This window comes from Microbispora sp. NPDC046973, from assembly GCF_040644495.1.
Lineage (GTDB): Bacteria > Actinomycetota > Actinomycetes > Streptosporangiales > Streptosporangiaceae > Microbispora.
Map to the genome: position 1 here is coordinate 106,818 of NZ_JBEYWQ010000016.1, position 13,265 is coordinate 120,082.

General features: G+C 69.5%; 16 protein-coding genes. 6 read left to right on the forward strand and 10 right to left on the reverse strand.

From position 1 onward, the window contains the following. Positions 1-302: 302 nt before the first annotated feature. Complete coding sequence (locus ABZ860_RS26985) at positions 303-836, reverse strand: hypothetical protein (RefSeq protein WP_357225131.1); 534 nt, start codon at positions 834-836, stop codon at positions 303-305. Positions 837-987: 151 nt separating this feature from the next. Next, positions 988-1,530 (reverse strand): hypothetical protein, encoded by a 543-nt coding sequence (locus tag ABZ860_RS26990; protein WP_357225132.1) that lies wholly within the window; start codon positions 1,528-1,530, stop codon positions 988-990. 940 nt (positions 1,531-2,470) lie between these two features. Here ABZ860_RS26990 and ABZ860_RS26995 point away from each other — a divergent pair. Further along, a complete protein-coding gene (locus tag ABZ860_RS26995; protein ID WP_357225134.1) occupies positions 2,471-3,016 on the forward strand; it encodes an AAA family ATPase in 546 nt (181 codons plus the stop codon). Between the two features lie 28 nt (positions 3,017-3,044). Here ABZ860_RS26995 and ABZ860_RS27000 read toward each other — a convergent pair whose 3' ends face one another. The 5 genes from ABZ860_RS27000 to ABZ860_RS27020 form a co-directional block, all read right to left on the reverse strand. Beyond that, positions 3,045-3,482: a hypothetical protein gene (locus ABZ860_RS27000; RefSeq protein WP_357225137.1), complete on the reverse strand. Its 438-nt coding sequence runs from the start codon at positions 3,480-3,482 to the stop codon at positions 3,045-3,047. A gap of 207 nt (positions 3,483-3,689) precedes the next feature. Further along, entirely contained in the window at positions 3,690-4,421 is a 732-nt protein-coding gene (locus ABZ860_RS27005) for an rRNA methyltransferase (RefSeq protein ID WP_357225139.1), read from the reverse strand. After that, positions 4,418-4,621, reverse strand: a complete 204-nt coding sequence (locus ABZ860_RS27010) for a hypothetical protein (protein ID WP_357225142.1) — start codon at positions 4,619-4,621, stop codon at positions 4,418-4,420. The genes ABZ860_RS27005 and ABZ860_RS27010 overlap by 4 nt, the downstream gene beginning before the upstream one ends. A 75-nt stretch (positions 4,622-4,696) precedes the next feature. Next, positions 4,697-5,314: a DUF1707 domain-containing protein gene (locus ABZ860_RS27015; RefSeq protein ID WP_357225143.1), complete on the reverse strand. Its 618-nt coding sequence runs from the start codon at positions 5,312-5,314 to the stop codon at positions 4,697-4,699. Between the two features lie 17 nt (positions 5,315-5,331). Further along, positions 5,332-6,279, reverse strand: a complete 948-nt coding sequence (locus ABZ860_RS27020; RefSeq protein WP_357225146.1) for an RNA polymerase subunit sigma-70 — start codon at positions 6,277-6,279, stop codon at positions 5,332-5,334. Between the two features lie 58 nt (positions 6,280-6,337). On the opposite strand from ABZ860_RS27020, the gene ABZ860_RS27025 reads away from it, so the two are divergent. Both ABZ860_RS27025 and ABZ860_RS27030 read left to right on the forward strand, forming a co-directional pair. After that, on the forward strand, positions 6,338-6,742 hold the full coding sequence (locus ABZ860_RS27025) for a nuclear transport factor 2 family protein (RefSeq protein WP_357225149.1): 405 nt from the start codon (positions 6,338-6,340) through the stop codon (positions 6,740-6,742). Positions 6,743-6,827: 85 nt separating this feature from the next. After that, the gene (locus tag ABZ860_RS27030) at positions 6,828-8,345 is read left to right on the forward strand and encodes an alpha/beta hydrolase domain-containing protein (protein WP_357225151.1); all 1,518 of its coding nucleotides are present in this window, start codon (positions 6,828-6,830) and stop codon (positions 8,343-8,345) included. Between the two features lie 103 nt (positions 8,346-8,448). Here the strand turns inward: ABZ860_RS27030 and ABZ860_RS27035 are convergent, their stop codons facing one another. Next, entirely contained in the window at positions 8,449-9,093 is a 645-nt protein-coding gene (locus tag ABZ860_RS27035; RefSeq protein ID WP_357225154.1) for an NAD(P)H-dependent oxidoreductase, read from the reverse strand. An 83-nt stretch (positions 9,094-9,176) separates the two neighbouring features. Between ABZ860_RS27035 and ABZ860_RS27040 the strand changes: the two genes are divergently transcribed. From ABZ860_RS27040 to ABZ860_RS27050, 3 genes are all read left to right on the forward strand, one after another. Beyond that, positions 9,177-9,662, forward strand: coding sequence for a MarR family winged helix-turn-helix transcriptional regulator (locus ABZ860_RS27040; RefSeq protein WP_357225157.1), 486 nt, complete (start codon positions 9,177-9,179; stop codon positions 9,660-9,662). Between the two features lie 85 nt (positions 9,663-9,747). Next, entirely contained in the window at positions 9,748-10,305 is a 558-nt protein-coding gene (locus ABZ860_RS27045; protein ID WP_357225159.1) for a MarR family transcriptional regulator, read from the forward strand. After that, entirely contained in the window at positions 10,302-10,700 is a 399-nt protein-coding gene (locus ABZ860_RS27050; RefSeq protein ID WP_357225162.1) for a hypothetical protein, read from the forward strand. The genes ABZ860_RS27045 and ABZ860_RS27050 overlap by 4 nt, the downstream gene beginning before the upstream one ends. A gap of 42 nt (positions 10,701-10,742) precedes the next feature. On the opposite strand, the gene ABZ860_RS27055 is transcribed toward ABZ860_RS27050, so the two are convergent. Both ABZ860_RS27055 and ABZ860_RS27060 read right to left on the reverse strand, forming a co-directional pair. Further along, complete coding sequence (locus ABZ860_RS27055) at positions 10,743-12,590, reverse strand: FAD-dependent oxidoreductase (RefSeq protein ID WP_357225164.1); 1,848 nt, start codon at positions 12,588-12,590, stop codon at positions 10,743-10,745. Between the two features lie 105 nt (positions 12,591-12,695). Continuing rightward, positions 12,696-13,235, reverse strand: coding sequence for a GNAT family protein (locus ABZ860_RS27060; RefSeq protein ID WP_357225167.1), 540 nt, complete (start codon positions 13,233-13,235; stop codon positions 12,696-12,698). Positions 13,236-13,265 lie beyond the last annotated feature (30 nt).

Sequence of the window (13,265 nt, forward strand, 5' to 3'; positions counted from 1 at the left end):
GCCCGCCATCGACTCAGGCAAGCCCAGCAGACCGGCTCCTCCGGCTCAAGGCCGGCCGTGACCGATGGCATCCGATGACCGGGGAACCGCGACCAGGTTGACGTACACGCGAGGCCGGCCTTGCGCCTCCGGTCCTCGGCCCGCTGCCGCTATGCGGTGGGTCGACGGCGTACGAGGTGATCAGGACCGGGCAACTTGCGGCGCGCCGGTTGAGGCGGCGAGACATGTCTCGGACGTTGCTGCGCACCAGAAGCCTGACTCAGACCGTTGCCTGCCCGATGTGTGGATGGGCTGGCGCGTGCTCACAATCCTCGGTTGCGCGTGAAATTCTCTCGATCTAGAAAGTACTCAGACATGTCACTCGTGGCCTTGACGACAATGGGGTCCTCAAGGGGGGCGGGCCAGATCTGAAGGTAGTGGTTATCGACGCCGTCATCCCCCCCGCCTTCCCAATCCATGTTCTTGACGTGATACCGAATGCGGTAGGTTCCAGGCCCGCCCGGAAGAGGAGGAAGGGGATGCATCACAGCCTCGTCGAAGGTGTACCCGCTCATCTCCACTTCGCCTGACATGGACACAAAGCCGATTTCCACGATGTCCTCATAGGTAGCGAGATCTGCCCCGGGATCCCGGTCGGCGATCGTCACAGTGAAGTCGGCCGGCCCACACTGATGGGTGATGTGAAGGGTGACCCAGCCCTTCTCGACCTCGATGAACCCAACGGACTGGGCTGGTGTATCGGCATACCCGTCCAGTTCCTTGTCCTGCAGCCCGGCGATGCCACAGTCAGCGACTTCGACTGTCAGACGTACAGTGCGGGTCTCATCGTTGCTCATGAACGGGAAGCGTAAACGCCGCCACCGACAAGATCGTGAGACAACAAGAGGCGCAAGGATGAGCGGTTGCGCCAGCTGGGTGCGCCGAGGCGAGGTAGCGGGACCTTTTGAAAGTACCTTCTTGCCGGACCTCGTCGCCCGGTCAGGCCGGTCAGGAGTAAGCGGCGACCATGCCGATCACGATCAGTACCAGGGACAGGGCGGTGACCGCCGATCCCGCGATTACGGCGGTCTTGCGCCCCCGCCTGGCTCTGAAGACGTACAGCACGACGTAGGGCAGGAAGGCTAGCGCGCCGAGGCCGGTGGCAGGGAGCGTCATGGCCCGCAGGACCCCCTTCGTGCCGGACGGTAGCGCCTGATCCCCCTCAGGGGTGAGCTGGGCCCGCGTCACGTCCCCCACTTCTGAGTCGGGCGATGCGGCCACCATGACCGCGTCTCCACCGCCGTCGGGGACGAACCTGCCCCTGCAGTCATACCGTCCCTGGCCGAGGGAGGCGCAGGAGACGACGGTGAGGGCGCCAGAAGTGCCGATCTTCCCGGTCGCGAGCCGGAAATCCGGCACCGCGGTCACGAACGGCAGCACGCCGAGCGTGAGCCAGCAGATCAGGAGGATGCCCATACCGATCTTTCCCGGCATGCGGCGACCCGGGGTCACGGTCGTGGTGAGCGCCTCAACAGCGTCGGTCAGGTCCATTAGGCCAGCATGGTTTCGCCGACTTGGGACTGACCTGTAACAGGCTTGCCAGGCCGAGACGGCCTGACCGTCCGACCCGCCACACCGAAGGGGTCACAGGAAGGATCTCGCTGACACGAGTGCTGACAACGGCCGTGGACGATCGTGGAAGCCGGTGGACTCGGCAACAGTCAGAGGCACCCGTGACCAAGGCCCCAGTGGCAGTGGTGTGCGCCTCTGGACATCCCCGATTCTCCGTGCGAACAGACAGTCTGGGGTTCGATTCCCCAAGGCGGCTCCAGCCCAGAGGCCCCTTCCCGTGATCGGGAAGGGGCCTCTGGTGTCGGTACAGCACCGTCCTCCGTCGCCACCGGCGCTCCTCTGGGCTTGATGGGTGGCAGAAGGCCAACGATGAGCATCACGTTGCGTCCGGCGACCAGTGAACCCGAGCCGGTTGGATCCGGTCGCGACAGTGGAGGACCTTCTACGGGACGCTGTAAAGGAACCATAGGTTGTACTGGTAATCACAGTGATACCAGGTCCAAAGGTGGTTCTGGACGCCGTAGTCCCCATACCGATAGCAGTCGGACGAGGAGTAGTAGACGTTACGAAGCGTATCGGCATGCGCGGGGACGGCGTTCGCGACGACTGCCAGCCCACTGACCAAAGCGCCGGCGACGGCTAAAGCTCTGATTTTCCGCACTTACTCTCCTTGCGGTGGATGTCGTGCCGAACTTCCACTGCGGAGCATTGCAGCGCGGGTGATATCAGTACAGGTCACGTTTACCCGCCGTCGTTCCCCGACGAGGTGACCTGCGGCCATACCGGACAAGGGCTGAAACTTTCCCCACAGATCTTCCACGCTGACACGCGGTTTCGGATGCACCCGAGGACATGGCCGGTCTCGGCCGAGGACGGCTTGGGCCGCTTCTACCTACGAGCCATGACCTACCATCGGCGAATGCTCGTCGTGCTCGTGAACGGCCTGCCCGGCTCGGGTAAGACAACCCTCGCCAAGGCCCTCGCCCATGCTCTCGGCCTCCCCCTTCTCAGCAAGGACCGCATCAAGGAAACCCTCGCCGACATACTCGGCGTCACCCCACCACCAGGTCTGGCCGACCGGCGATGGAGCCAGAAACTGGGCGCCGCAGCAAGCGAAACCCTCTGGGCGCTCCTCGCCGACACCACATGCGGTGCGGTGCTCGAAAGCCCGTGGCTCGCGCATATGCGGCCGATCGTTCTCGCCGGTATGCAGAAAGCCGACGTCACCGCCGTCCACGAGGTGTGGTGCGACATCCCTGTGACCCTCGCTCGCCGGCGATACGAGAAACGGTCCGCTGACCGGCACCCCATCCACCGTGACTCCCACGTTGATGATCAGCAGTGGGAGGAATGGGCGCGTCAAGCCAGCCCACTCGCCCTCGGCCCCGTCCACCGTGTGGACACCACCCAGGTCGTGGACGTGACCGAGCTGGCGGAACAGATACGCTCAGGGCGCGCGCGTTGAATCGCCGCAGATCACGGGAAGGGGCACGTCACGCCCCGCCGACAGCCGTTTTCCGGGCGGACCTGTGTACGGCGATCAGCCCGATGACCATGACCAGCCCGTACACGAGGAACGGCCAGCCGTACGGCCGGCGGGGCGCCCACTCGTCGAAGGTGATCATCACGCCGGTCAAGGTGACGACCGCCGTCAGCGCCCAGCCGACGACCTGGCCCGCCGAACGGGTCCGCCGCCGCCTCAGCAGGAGCATCAGGGCGATGGCCGTGACGATCCCCGGCCAGGCCATCAGGACGTAATCCCAGGCGTAGTGGTAGTTCCAGCCGTAGGCGGGGTCATCGTGCCTCTGCCCGACGATTGCGTCTTTCAGCACGCCGTACAGAGAAGTACCGACAAGGGAGAGCGGGAAGGCCATCAGGACCATGGTCAGCACTCCATACATGGAATCGCCGAGATGACCCTCTTCGGTCATCCATGTAAGCGTGAGTACGGCCGCCGCGTACGCGCATACGGTCACCGCCGCCGGTAAGCCTGAGACGCCTCTGGAATCGGTCACTTCGCCATTGTGGCCGTGCGCCGCGGGATACCCGGGTGAATACCGTCGTGCGGGAGTCGTGCAGGCCCCTGGCCTCGATCCCGCCTTCGCCGACGGCCGGCCACCGAGCGGACCGGCGTCACCTCACGGCTGAGGCCGCAGCAGGGCGACCGTTCTGGTCCCGATCTTGAAGGACGCGCAGGTACGCAGGCGGTCGGCGCGCGGCGCCTTACGTCCGCGGACCGCCACCGCGATCACCGCGTTCTCGTCCAGCACCGAGCCCAGGGTGTCGAGCATGCCGACGGCTCCGCCGGCGCCGTCGGGGCCGTGCCAGGACGTCTGCTCGCCGTAGGGCACGTCCGTAATCACCACGTCCGGCCGGCGTTCCGCGAGGATCCGGCGGAGCCGGGCGGCGTCGAAGACGTCCGCCTGATACACGGCGTTGGGCACGTCGCCGCCGTCGGCGCTCAGCGTGTGGGCGATCCGGTGTGCCGCCTCGGCCGCCGCAGTGTGGGAAGGGCGTCCCCAGCGCTCGGCCTGCTCGGCGAGATGGGCGGCACGTGCCATCAGCCCGGATCGCGTCAGCAGGGCCAGATTCCGTTCCGCGAGCCCGACGGCGGCCGGATCGATGTCCGAGGCCAGCACGGCCGAGATCCGGCGACGATGCAGCAGCCCGATCACGGTCAGCAGGTAGCCGCTGCCGCAGCACGGATCCCACACCGTGGCCCGGTCGCCGCCCCGTAGCTCCATCGCGCGCTGGAACATCTCGCTGGCCAGCCGGACCGGAAAGGCGGGAAACCCCGGAGCCGAATGCAGCACCGCGCCGCTGGCCAGATCGGCGTAGTCGTCCCGGACGGTCGCGTGCCGGTAGGTCACGACGCGGGGCCGTTCTCGTGACGCCTCACCAGCCGGGCATCCGTCCCTGCGGCTGCGTCCACCCCCCGCGGATCGTCCGGTGACGACCCGATCCGCTGCCACAGCGGCTCCCCGGAGGGGTCGCCGACCTCGCGCGGGACCACCGCCTCCGCCGTGGCGAACCCGTTCGCGGCAAACGGATCGACGTCGAGGATTGTCACATTTGGGGACGATATCAGCGCCGACCGCCGATCTTTGGAGCTCCTCGCCCGGCGTCTCCCGGAACTCGGCGAGGCTCAGCGGTCGCCGCGGCGACGGAACCTGCCGCTCACTCCGCCGAACAGCGCCAGGCCCTTGATCACGACCACCGGCGCCGACGGGTCGACGTCCGGGCTGTTGTGCACGTCGTAGCCGCCGAAGACGCCGACGCCCTGGCAGCGCACCTCGACCCCCTCCGGCAGGATGATCTCGGCCCCGCCGAAGATGGCGTTGATCGTGATCTCGACCTCTTTCGCCTCGAACTCGGCGTCGGTGAGGTCGAACCGTACGCCGCCGAAGACGGCCAGCGCCTTGGTCTGCCGTCGTACCCGCCAGCGGCCCCTGCGGTCGGCACCGCCGAAGACGGCGATGACGTTGTCGGGCTCGGTGCTCGCGCTCGGCGCGTAGGACACCGGGCTCACGGCGGGTCGCGGCCGCTCGGCGTGCCGCTCGACCTGGAGGTCATGGGTGAGGACCTCGAGCTCTCCCACGGTCTTGGCCTGGTAGAGGGTGTCGAGGCGTTCGGAGTACTCCTCGTGGCTCAGCTGGCCCGTGCTCAGGGCTTCCCCGAGCAGGGCGGCGACCTGGTCCCTGTTGCTGTCCGAAGCACGCAGGTGAGACGTCGGGGAGTCCCGGCGCTGGGGGGGATTTTCCATGCTGGTCACGATAGTTCTCAATCGACCCGACAGGGAGTTCGTCCCGCCTCGAAATGTTCCTGTAGCCGGCCGTCGAGGAACCGGGTGATGCCGCGAACGCGGTCGCCGCTCAGCGTGAGCACGATGACCCCGGTGGGCTCGCCGTCGAGGGAGCAGGTGAACGCCGGTCGCCCGTTGGCGCGGGCGGGCCTCAGCTCCAGGCGCCGGCCCGCCCGCCACTCCGCGCTCGCCCGCAGGAACGAGGCGATCGCCACCACACCGTGGTATTCGTGCGGCGCGGGCGGCATGGACAGCCACGCGTCGTCGGTGAGCAAGGCGACCAGGGTGTCGATGTCGTCGCCGGTGAAGGCCTCGGCGAAGCGGCGGACCAGATGCCGCTCCTGCGCCGAGCCCTGCGCGGGCGGTTCGCCACGGCGGTGGCCGAGCGAGGCCCGTGCCCGCTGCAGCAGGCCTTTGACGGCCACCGGTGTGGTGCCGAGCATGGGGGCGACCTCGATCAGCGGGTAGCCGAGCACGTCGCAGAGCACCAGGACCGCGGCCTGCCGCGGCGGGATCCGCTGGAGCGCGGCGACGAAGGCCAGCTCGACCGCCTCCCGCGCCGTGTAGCGCGCCTCGGGGCCGGGGGCGGCGTCCGGCACGGACTCGAGCAGGCTGTCCGGGTACGGCTGCAGCCACCGTACGTCGCCGTGACGGCTCGGTTCCGGCGGCCGGAACGGCGGGCTGGGCGCGGGCGGCATCCGCCTGCCGCGGTCGCGCAGGGCGTTGAGGCACCGGTTGGTCGCGATGCGGTAGAGCCACGACCGCGACGACGCGCGGCCCTGGAAGCCGTCCAGGCCACGCCAGGCCGCCAGCAACGTCTCCTGCAGCACGTCCTCCGCGTCGGTCAGCGAGCCCAGCAGGCGGTAGCAGTGCAGCAGCAGTTCCTGCCGGTACGCCGCGAGCTCTTCGAACGCGATTTCCGCCACGACCGTTCCGTTCCGCGGGTCTTCGGTGTCGTACAAGGCAGCACCGGAAGGAGACATGATGACCAGCTCAGCATTGCAGATCGCCCTCGCCTATCACCGCGCGTGGACCGGCACGGACATAGACCTCGCGATGGGCCATATCGCCGACGACGTCGTGCTCGACGCCCCGGCGGGACGGCTCGTCGGGATCCAGGCGTACCGGGACTTCCTTGCGCCTTTCGCCGAACGGTTCCTCGTCAGAGCGGAGATGATCGCGGCGTTCGGGGACGACGACAGGGCCCTCATGATGTACGACGCGGAGACGATCCCGGCGAAGAGCGCGCCCGCGGCCGAGTGCGTCACGGTCCGCGACGGGAAGATCGTGTACAACCGGTTCGTCTTCGACCGCACGCCGTTCGACGAGTTCCGCCGCCGGCAGGCCCAGGCGGGCGTCCCGGGGGTCCGGGGAGACACGACCCGGTAGGAACGCCGGTGATTCCGCCGATTACCGGGCCGGGCAGGGCGGGTGACACTGTGCCTCCCCGACATTCGTCTCACGGAGGTAACCCGTGCGCGTACCCGTCCGGTCCCCCCGGCGGCGGATCACCGCCGCGGCGCTGGGGGTGGCGCTCGCCGCCGCCCTCCTCGGCGCCCCGCCGGCCGCCCAGGCCGCGGCAGCGAACCCCGTCATCAGCGTCCCGGCCGCCGGGGAGCACGGCTTCCCGTTCCTCGCCGCGGCCGAGGACCTCGGCTCGTTCGGCTTCACCGAGAGCGAGTACTTCATCGAGGGCACCGCCACCTCCTACGCCAAGTCCGGCATCTGGACCTCGGACGGCCGGTGGGGCGTCCGGGCGTCCGGCCGCGCTCCGTACAAGACCCGGCTCCTGGTCCGCCGGCCCGCCGACGCGGCGAGGTTCAACGGCACGGTCGTGGTCGAGTGGCTCAACGTCAGCGGCCAGATCGATCTGTCCCCGGACTACTGGTTCGAACGCGACGAACTGCTGCGCAAGGGCTACGCGTGGGTCGGCGTCTCGGCGCAGGAGGTCGGTGTCGACGGCGGCCTCGGCGAGATCCAGGGTCTCAAGGGCTGGGACCCCGCGCGGTACGGCAGCCTCGTCCACCCCGGCGACGCCTACGCGTACGACATCTTCTCCCAGGCCGGGCAGGCGCTGCGTACACCGAGCGGGCCGGACCCGCTCGGCGGCCTGCGCGTCACGACGCTGCTCGCCGACGGCGAGTCGCAGTCGGCCGGCTTCATGACGACGTACGTCAACGCGATCCAGCCCATGGCGGAGGTCTACGACGGATTCATGATCCACAGCAACGGCGCGATGGGCGCCCCGATCAGCGGCAGCCTGCTCGACGTGCTGGCGATGCCGAACCCGAGCAGGATCCGTACGGACCTGCCGGTGCCGACGTTCGTGGTGCTCACCGAGACCGACGTGCCGACGACGTTCGTGACTCGGCAGCCGGACACCGACCGGGTGGTGCGCTGGGAGCTGGCCGGTACGGCCCACGGCGACCAGTGGGCCTACGACCTCGGTGACCCGACGGTGCAGAAGTCGGCGGGCTCCGCCGCGCCGAGTGCCGACTGCGCCGCCGGGTCGGCGCCGTTCAACGACGGACCCGGCCACTACTCGATGAACGCGGCGCTGCGGCTCCTGGCCGCCTGGGCGAGGGGCGGGCCCCGGCCGCCGAGCGGGGCGTTGCTGCACCCCGACCTGCGCGACCCGGCCACGGGCCTGGCCGCGGGCGGCATCCGGCTCCCCGACGTGGCGGTGCCGACCCGCACGCTCACGGGGGAGCGGGACACCAGCGGCAGCGGCGTCTTCTGCGGCCTCTACGGCGCCCGCGACCCCTGGAACGGCGACGCCGACCCGTGGGACCGGCACAACGCGGGCGACCCGTCCGACCCGTTGCTGCCGCGTACGGCCGAGCCGGTGCTCGGCCGGCTCTACCCGACGCACGCCGACTACGTGAGCAAGGTGCGGGCGGCCGCGCAGGCGTCGGTGAGCGCGGGATACCTCCTCCCGGAGGACGCGACCACGATCGTCACCGCCGCGGAGAACTCCGGCATCGGCGGCTGACGCGACCACCGGGGCAAAGCCCCTTCTCTCGACGGCGAAGGCCCCTTCCCGCGCCCGGGAAGGGGCCTTCGCCCGCCGGCTGCCCGCTTCCGCCGGGCTCCCTTCAGGCGACGGCGGCGGGAGCCCACAGACCGTCGATCTCCTGCTCCGCCGCCGCGAGGCTCTTTTCGGCCAGCGGGATCAGCTCGGCCATCGACGGTGTGACGTAGGCGAGGGTGAGCTCGGCCGTGATGAAGCGCGGCTGCAGGCCGGTCATGGACAGACCGTGCGGCAGCCACGGCGCGGCATGGTCCCACCCCTCGCGTGGCGTCCCCGTCCCGTAGCCGCCGCCGCGACTCGCGATGACCAGGAAGTCACGCCCTCCCAGCAGACCCTCGCCCGTCGCGGGGTCGTACGACAGCCCGGGGGCGATGAGGTGGTCGACCCAGGACTTGACGGCGCTGGGCGCCCCGAAGTTGTAGAGCGGGAGCCCGAGAACGATCGTGTCGGCCTGCCTCACCTCGTCGACCAGCTGTTCCGTCAATCTCCACGAGGCCGCCTGGGCGGGGGTGTGCTGCTCTCGCGGCACCATCCGGGCCAGGCCGCTGTCCTGGTCAAGGTGCGGGAGCGGGGCGCCGCCCAGGTCGCGGTAGGTGACGGTGCCGCCGGGATGGGTGGCGCGCCAGACGGCGACGGCCCTCGCGGTGAGCTTGCGGCTGACGGAACGCTCGCCCTGGATGCTCGCGTCGATGTGCAGCAGATGAGACATCTCCTGGCCTTTCACAGATGATTGATGCTGCATCAATGATTAGTCCTTCGCTCATTACAGGTCAAGTGGGCTAGAGTTGAGCCATGACGTCCTTGCCCGTCGTCAATCAGCCGGTGCATCGATGCGGCGCGCTGCTCGAACACCTCGCGCGCCGTCTGCGTCTTCGTTCCGAGTCGGTGCTCGCACCGCTCGGCCTGCGTCCCCGGCACCTCGTCGCCCTCACGGTGCTGCGGGACCGCGGCGGCAGCACCCAGCAGGCGCTCGCGAGCACGCTGGAGATGGACGGGACGAACGTCGTCGGGCTGCTCAACGACCTGGAAGCCGAGAAACTGATCGAGCGGCGGCGGTCGCCGGAGGATCGCCGCAGGCACATCGTCGAACTCACCGAAGCCGGCGCGAAGCGGCTCGCGAAGGCCGAGTTCGCGCTGGCGGCGGTCGAGGACGAGGTGCTCGGCGCGCTCGACTACGACCAGCGCGAGACTCTCTACAGCCTGCTCCAGCAGGTGGCCACCGGCGGCGTGGAGGCCTGCGCCGAAGTGGCCGCCTGCGACGAAGTCCCACCCTGCTGAGCCCGAGGCGGGGACGCCTGCCTGTCTGTCTGCCGCCAAAGCAGGTCGCAAAATCTGGAAGTAGGTACTAATCTACGTTCTTACTATGAAGGACGTAGATACCTATGAGAATGATCCTGACGGCTTCCTCTACGACCCGCGAGCCAGGGCGGCGATGGCGTGGATCGCCGGTGACGACGGCGATCTGCCGGCGTTCGAGGCGAGCGCGGCCGTCCGCACCGCGTCTCACGCGGTCGAGCGCCTCCGCTCCCACGGCTCGGAGGGCAGAGGGGTCAGCGCGGGCGCTCTCGACCTGCTGATCCGGCTCGCCGCACGCGAGCGGGGGATCAGCATCGGCGAACTCGCGCGGGCCGCAGGGGTCAGCTCCCGCAACGTCACCGGCCTGGTGGACACCCTCGAACGCGACGGACTGGTCCGCCGGGTCCCCGACCCGAGTGACCGGCGTTCGGTCCTCGCCGAGATCACCCCGGCCGGCCGGGCGTGGATCGAGGACTTCCGCACGCCGTCGAGGCTCGCCATGCGGGCGCTGTTCCGGGGATTCACGCCCGAAGAGCTGGTCGTCCTGCGCGACCTGTGCCTGCGCCTGGCCGCCAACCAGCAGCGCCTCGCCGCCCACCTTCGTCAGATCGGATCCCAGCCATGACCGTGACCGCCCAGGAACAGGCGCGGGAACAGACGCGCCGTGCCGTACGCGGGTATCACGAGGCCCGTTTCCGCGGGGACGCGACCGCCGCCGCGACACATCTGGGGGAGCCCTTCCGGTTCCAGAGCCCGTTCTTCGCTTCCGGCGACAGGGCCGGGCACCTGGCGACGTTGCCGGGGTTCGTGTCGATCGTCACCGGGGTGGACCTCATCAGTGAGCTGTACGGCGAGGCCGAGGCGACGCTCGTGTACGACGTGCACACCGCGACGCCGGCCGGCACGCAGCGCACCGCCGAGCACTTCCGCCTGGACGGCGGCAAGATCGTCTCGATCATGCTGGTGTTCGACGCGTCGCCCTGGCAGCCCATGAGGGCCGAGATCGAGCCTGCAGGGTGAACCCGCGGGGCCCCGGGCACGAGGACCCCGCGGGAGTACGGGTCAGCCGTTGACCTCCAGCGCCACGCGTACGGCCGACTCCAGAGCGCCCTCGATCCAGGAGTGCTTGAGCGAGGTGTGCTCGCCGGCGAAGTGCAGCGGGCCCTCGGCGACGCCGATGGCGGGGTGGATCTCGGTCATCTGGCCGGGCGTGAAGACCGCGGCCTCGCCGAAGGCGTAGCGGTTGCGCATCCAGCTCTGGGTCTGGCCGCGGCCGGTGTAGAACTCCGCGATGCGGTCGCCGTGCACCTCCTGGAGCCCGCGCAGCGCGTAGCCGTACCGTTCCTCGTCGTCCATCGAGTCCCAGCGGGTCGCGTCGTCGGCCCACGAGTAGCTGGCCAGCACGACGCCGCCCTCGCTGCCCGGCACGGGGTGCGAGGGGAAGTAGATGAACCGGTTGGCGTTGTCGCAGACCGACCCGCCGCCCATCGTGTGCGTCAGCGGTCCGGGGCGGTAGCGGCCGCCGAGCTCGCGCTTCCAGTCCTCCTCGGTGAACTCCCACCAGCGCCTGCGGAACTCCAGCAGCACCTTGGTGGCGGAGTCGTAGTGCAGCTCCATGATGGAGCGGCGCTTGCGATAGGACAGGGCCGGCGCGATCTCGACGTGACGCAGCGCGGAGAACGGGACCGTGATGATCGCCACATCTGCCTCGAACGTCTCCCGCGGCGTCTGCCGGGTGAACTCCGACTCCGTGCTGCCCGCCTCGCTGACCGTCGAGATACGCACGCCGCGTCCCGACGTCTCGATCCGTACGGCCCTGCGGTCCATGCGGATCTCGTCGCGCAGGCCCGGCTCCAGCGCGTACGGCAGCTCCCTGCTGCCCCCGGCCATCTCCCAGTAGGTCACGGCCGGGTTGACGAGACTGCGGGTGAGGAACGTGTGCATGAACGACAGCGGCAGCCGGGAGGTGAGGTTCTCCAGCGTGCCGATGGCGTCGATCGCCTCGTCGCCGAGCTTCGCGTGCTCTTTCAGGTAGGCGTACATCGAGTAGCCGTCGAAGTCGTACAGCAGCCGGGCCCAGCCCTCGATCTGCTCGGGCAGCGGCTTGTCGACCCGCTTGTCGCCCCTGCGTACGGAGAAGTAGTCCCTCGCCGGGTCCAGGGCCTCGTCGAGGATCGCGGCCGCGGTCCGGTCGTCCCTGAGGCCGAACGACGCGTTGATCCTGCGGGGATCCCTGGCGTACTCGTCGCGCCGCTGGGTGATGCCGTTGACGTGGATGAACGTGTGGTTCACGCGCGGGGGCGGCGTGAAGGCGCCCTTGGGCGGGCCGGAACGCCACACCTGTCCGTTGTAGGAGGTGTAGACGACCGGAGGCACCGGGCCGCGGGGCACGGCGCCGGGCGGCACGTCGACGTTGTAGAAGGGCCGGCGCGTGATTCCCAGCTTGTCGATGAGCGCCAGCGTCAGCGGGTGGAAGTCCGGGATGCGCATGGCCCCCGCCTCCGCGTACTGCCGCCGGTCGCGGAAGCCCGTCCGGAAGGTCTTGATCCGGCCGCCGATCCGGTTGCCGTTGGCCTCGATGACGGTGACGTGGTGCCCGGCCCGCTTCAGCAGCGTCGCGGCCACCAGGCCGGAGATCCCGGCCCCGACGATCAGGACCTTCTTGGGCGTACGAGTCCTCGGCAGGCCCTGGTCGATGAGCACCTGCAGGTAGCGGTGCTTGAGGTCGTTGCCGTCCCTGTCCACGAGCAGGTGGTCGCGCGCCACTTGAAGACAGGTCTGCCAGCGCTCTCCCGCGTACGGCGCGCGCGCCGCCGAGGCGGGGGGCGTGCCCAGGGACGGACTCATGACCGATCCCACCGCGCCCAGCCCGGCCAGCCTGGCGAATCCCCGACGGTCGATTGAGACCACGAACTCCTCCTCCGCGATTCGGTTACGGAGGGTGAGTTTCGGGGTCATGGTCAAAGGACGGCATGCGACGCGCCGGGGACGTGCAACTGGTGTCCCAGGCAATGGTCACGACGAGGGTGTGCCGTCCAGCGTCCGCTCCCAGAACACCTCGTCATGCCATGCGCCCTCGAGGAAGATGTGGGCGTGGGCGATCCCCCAGGGGCGGAAGCCGTTGGCGCGCAGCACCCGCTGCGAGGCCAGGTTGTCCATGCGGGTGTGCGCCTCCGCGCGGTGCAGCCCGAGCTCCTCGGTCATCACGGTGAGTATCCGGCCCACCGCCCGGGTCGCGTGCCCCCGGCCGTCGAAGGCCGAGGCGACCCAGTAGCCCAGGAAGCCCTTCCGGAAGGGGCCGCGCAGGATCGTGCTCACGGTCACCTGCCCGACGACCTCGCCGCCCGCGAGGATGACCGCAGGCCAGCGCTCGCCCCGGTCGTGCTCGTGGAGCAGCGCCTCGATGCGCCGGCGCTGCCCGGCCGCCGTGTAGAACTCGTCCGGCTGGGCCGGTTCCCAGGCGGCGTACGCCCGCCTGTCGCGGGCGCGGTGCGCCGCGATCGCCTCGGCGTCGTCCACCCGGATGAGCCGGATCGTGGTGTCCTGGTCCGTCATGCGGTTCTCTCCTCCGCTCGTGTGCCGTCC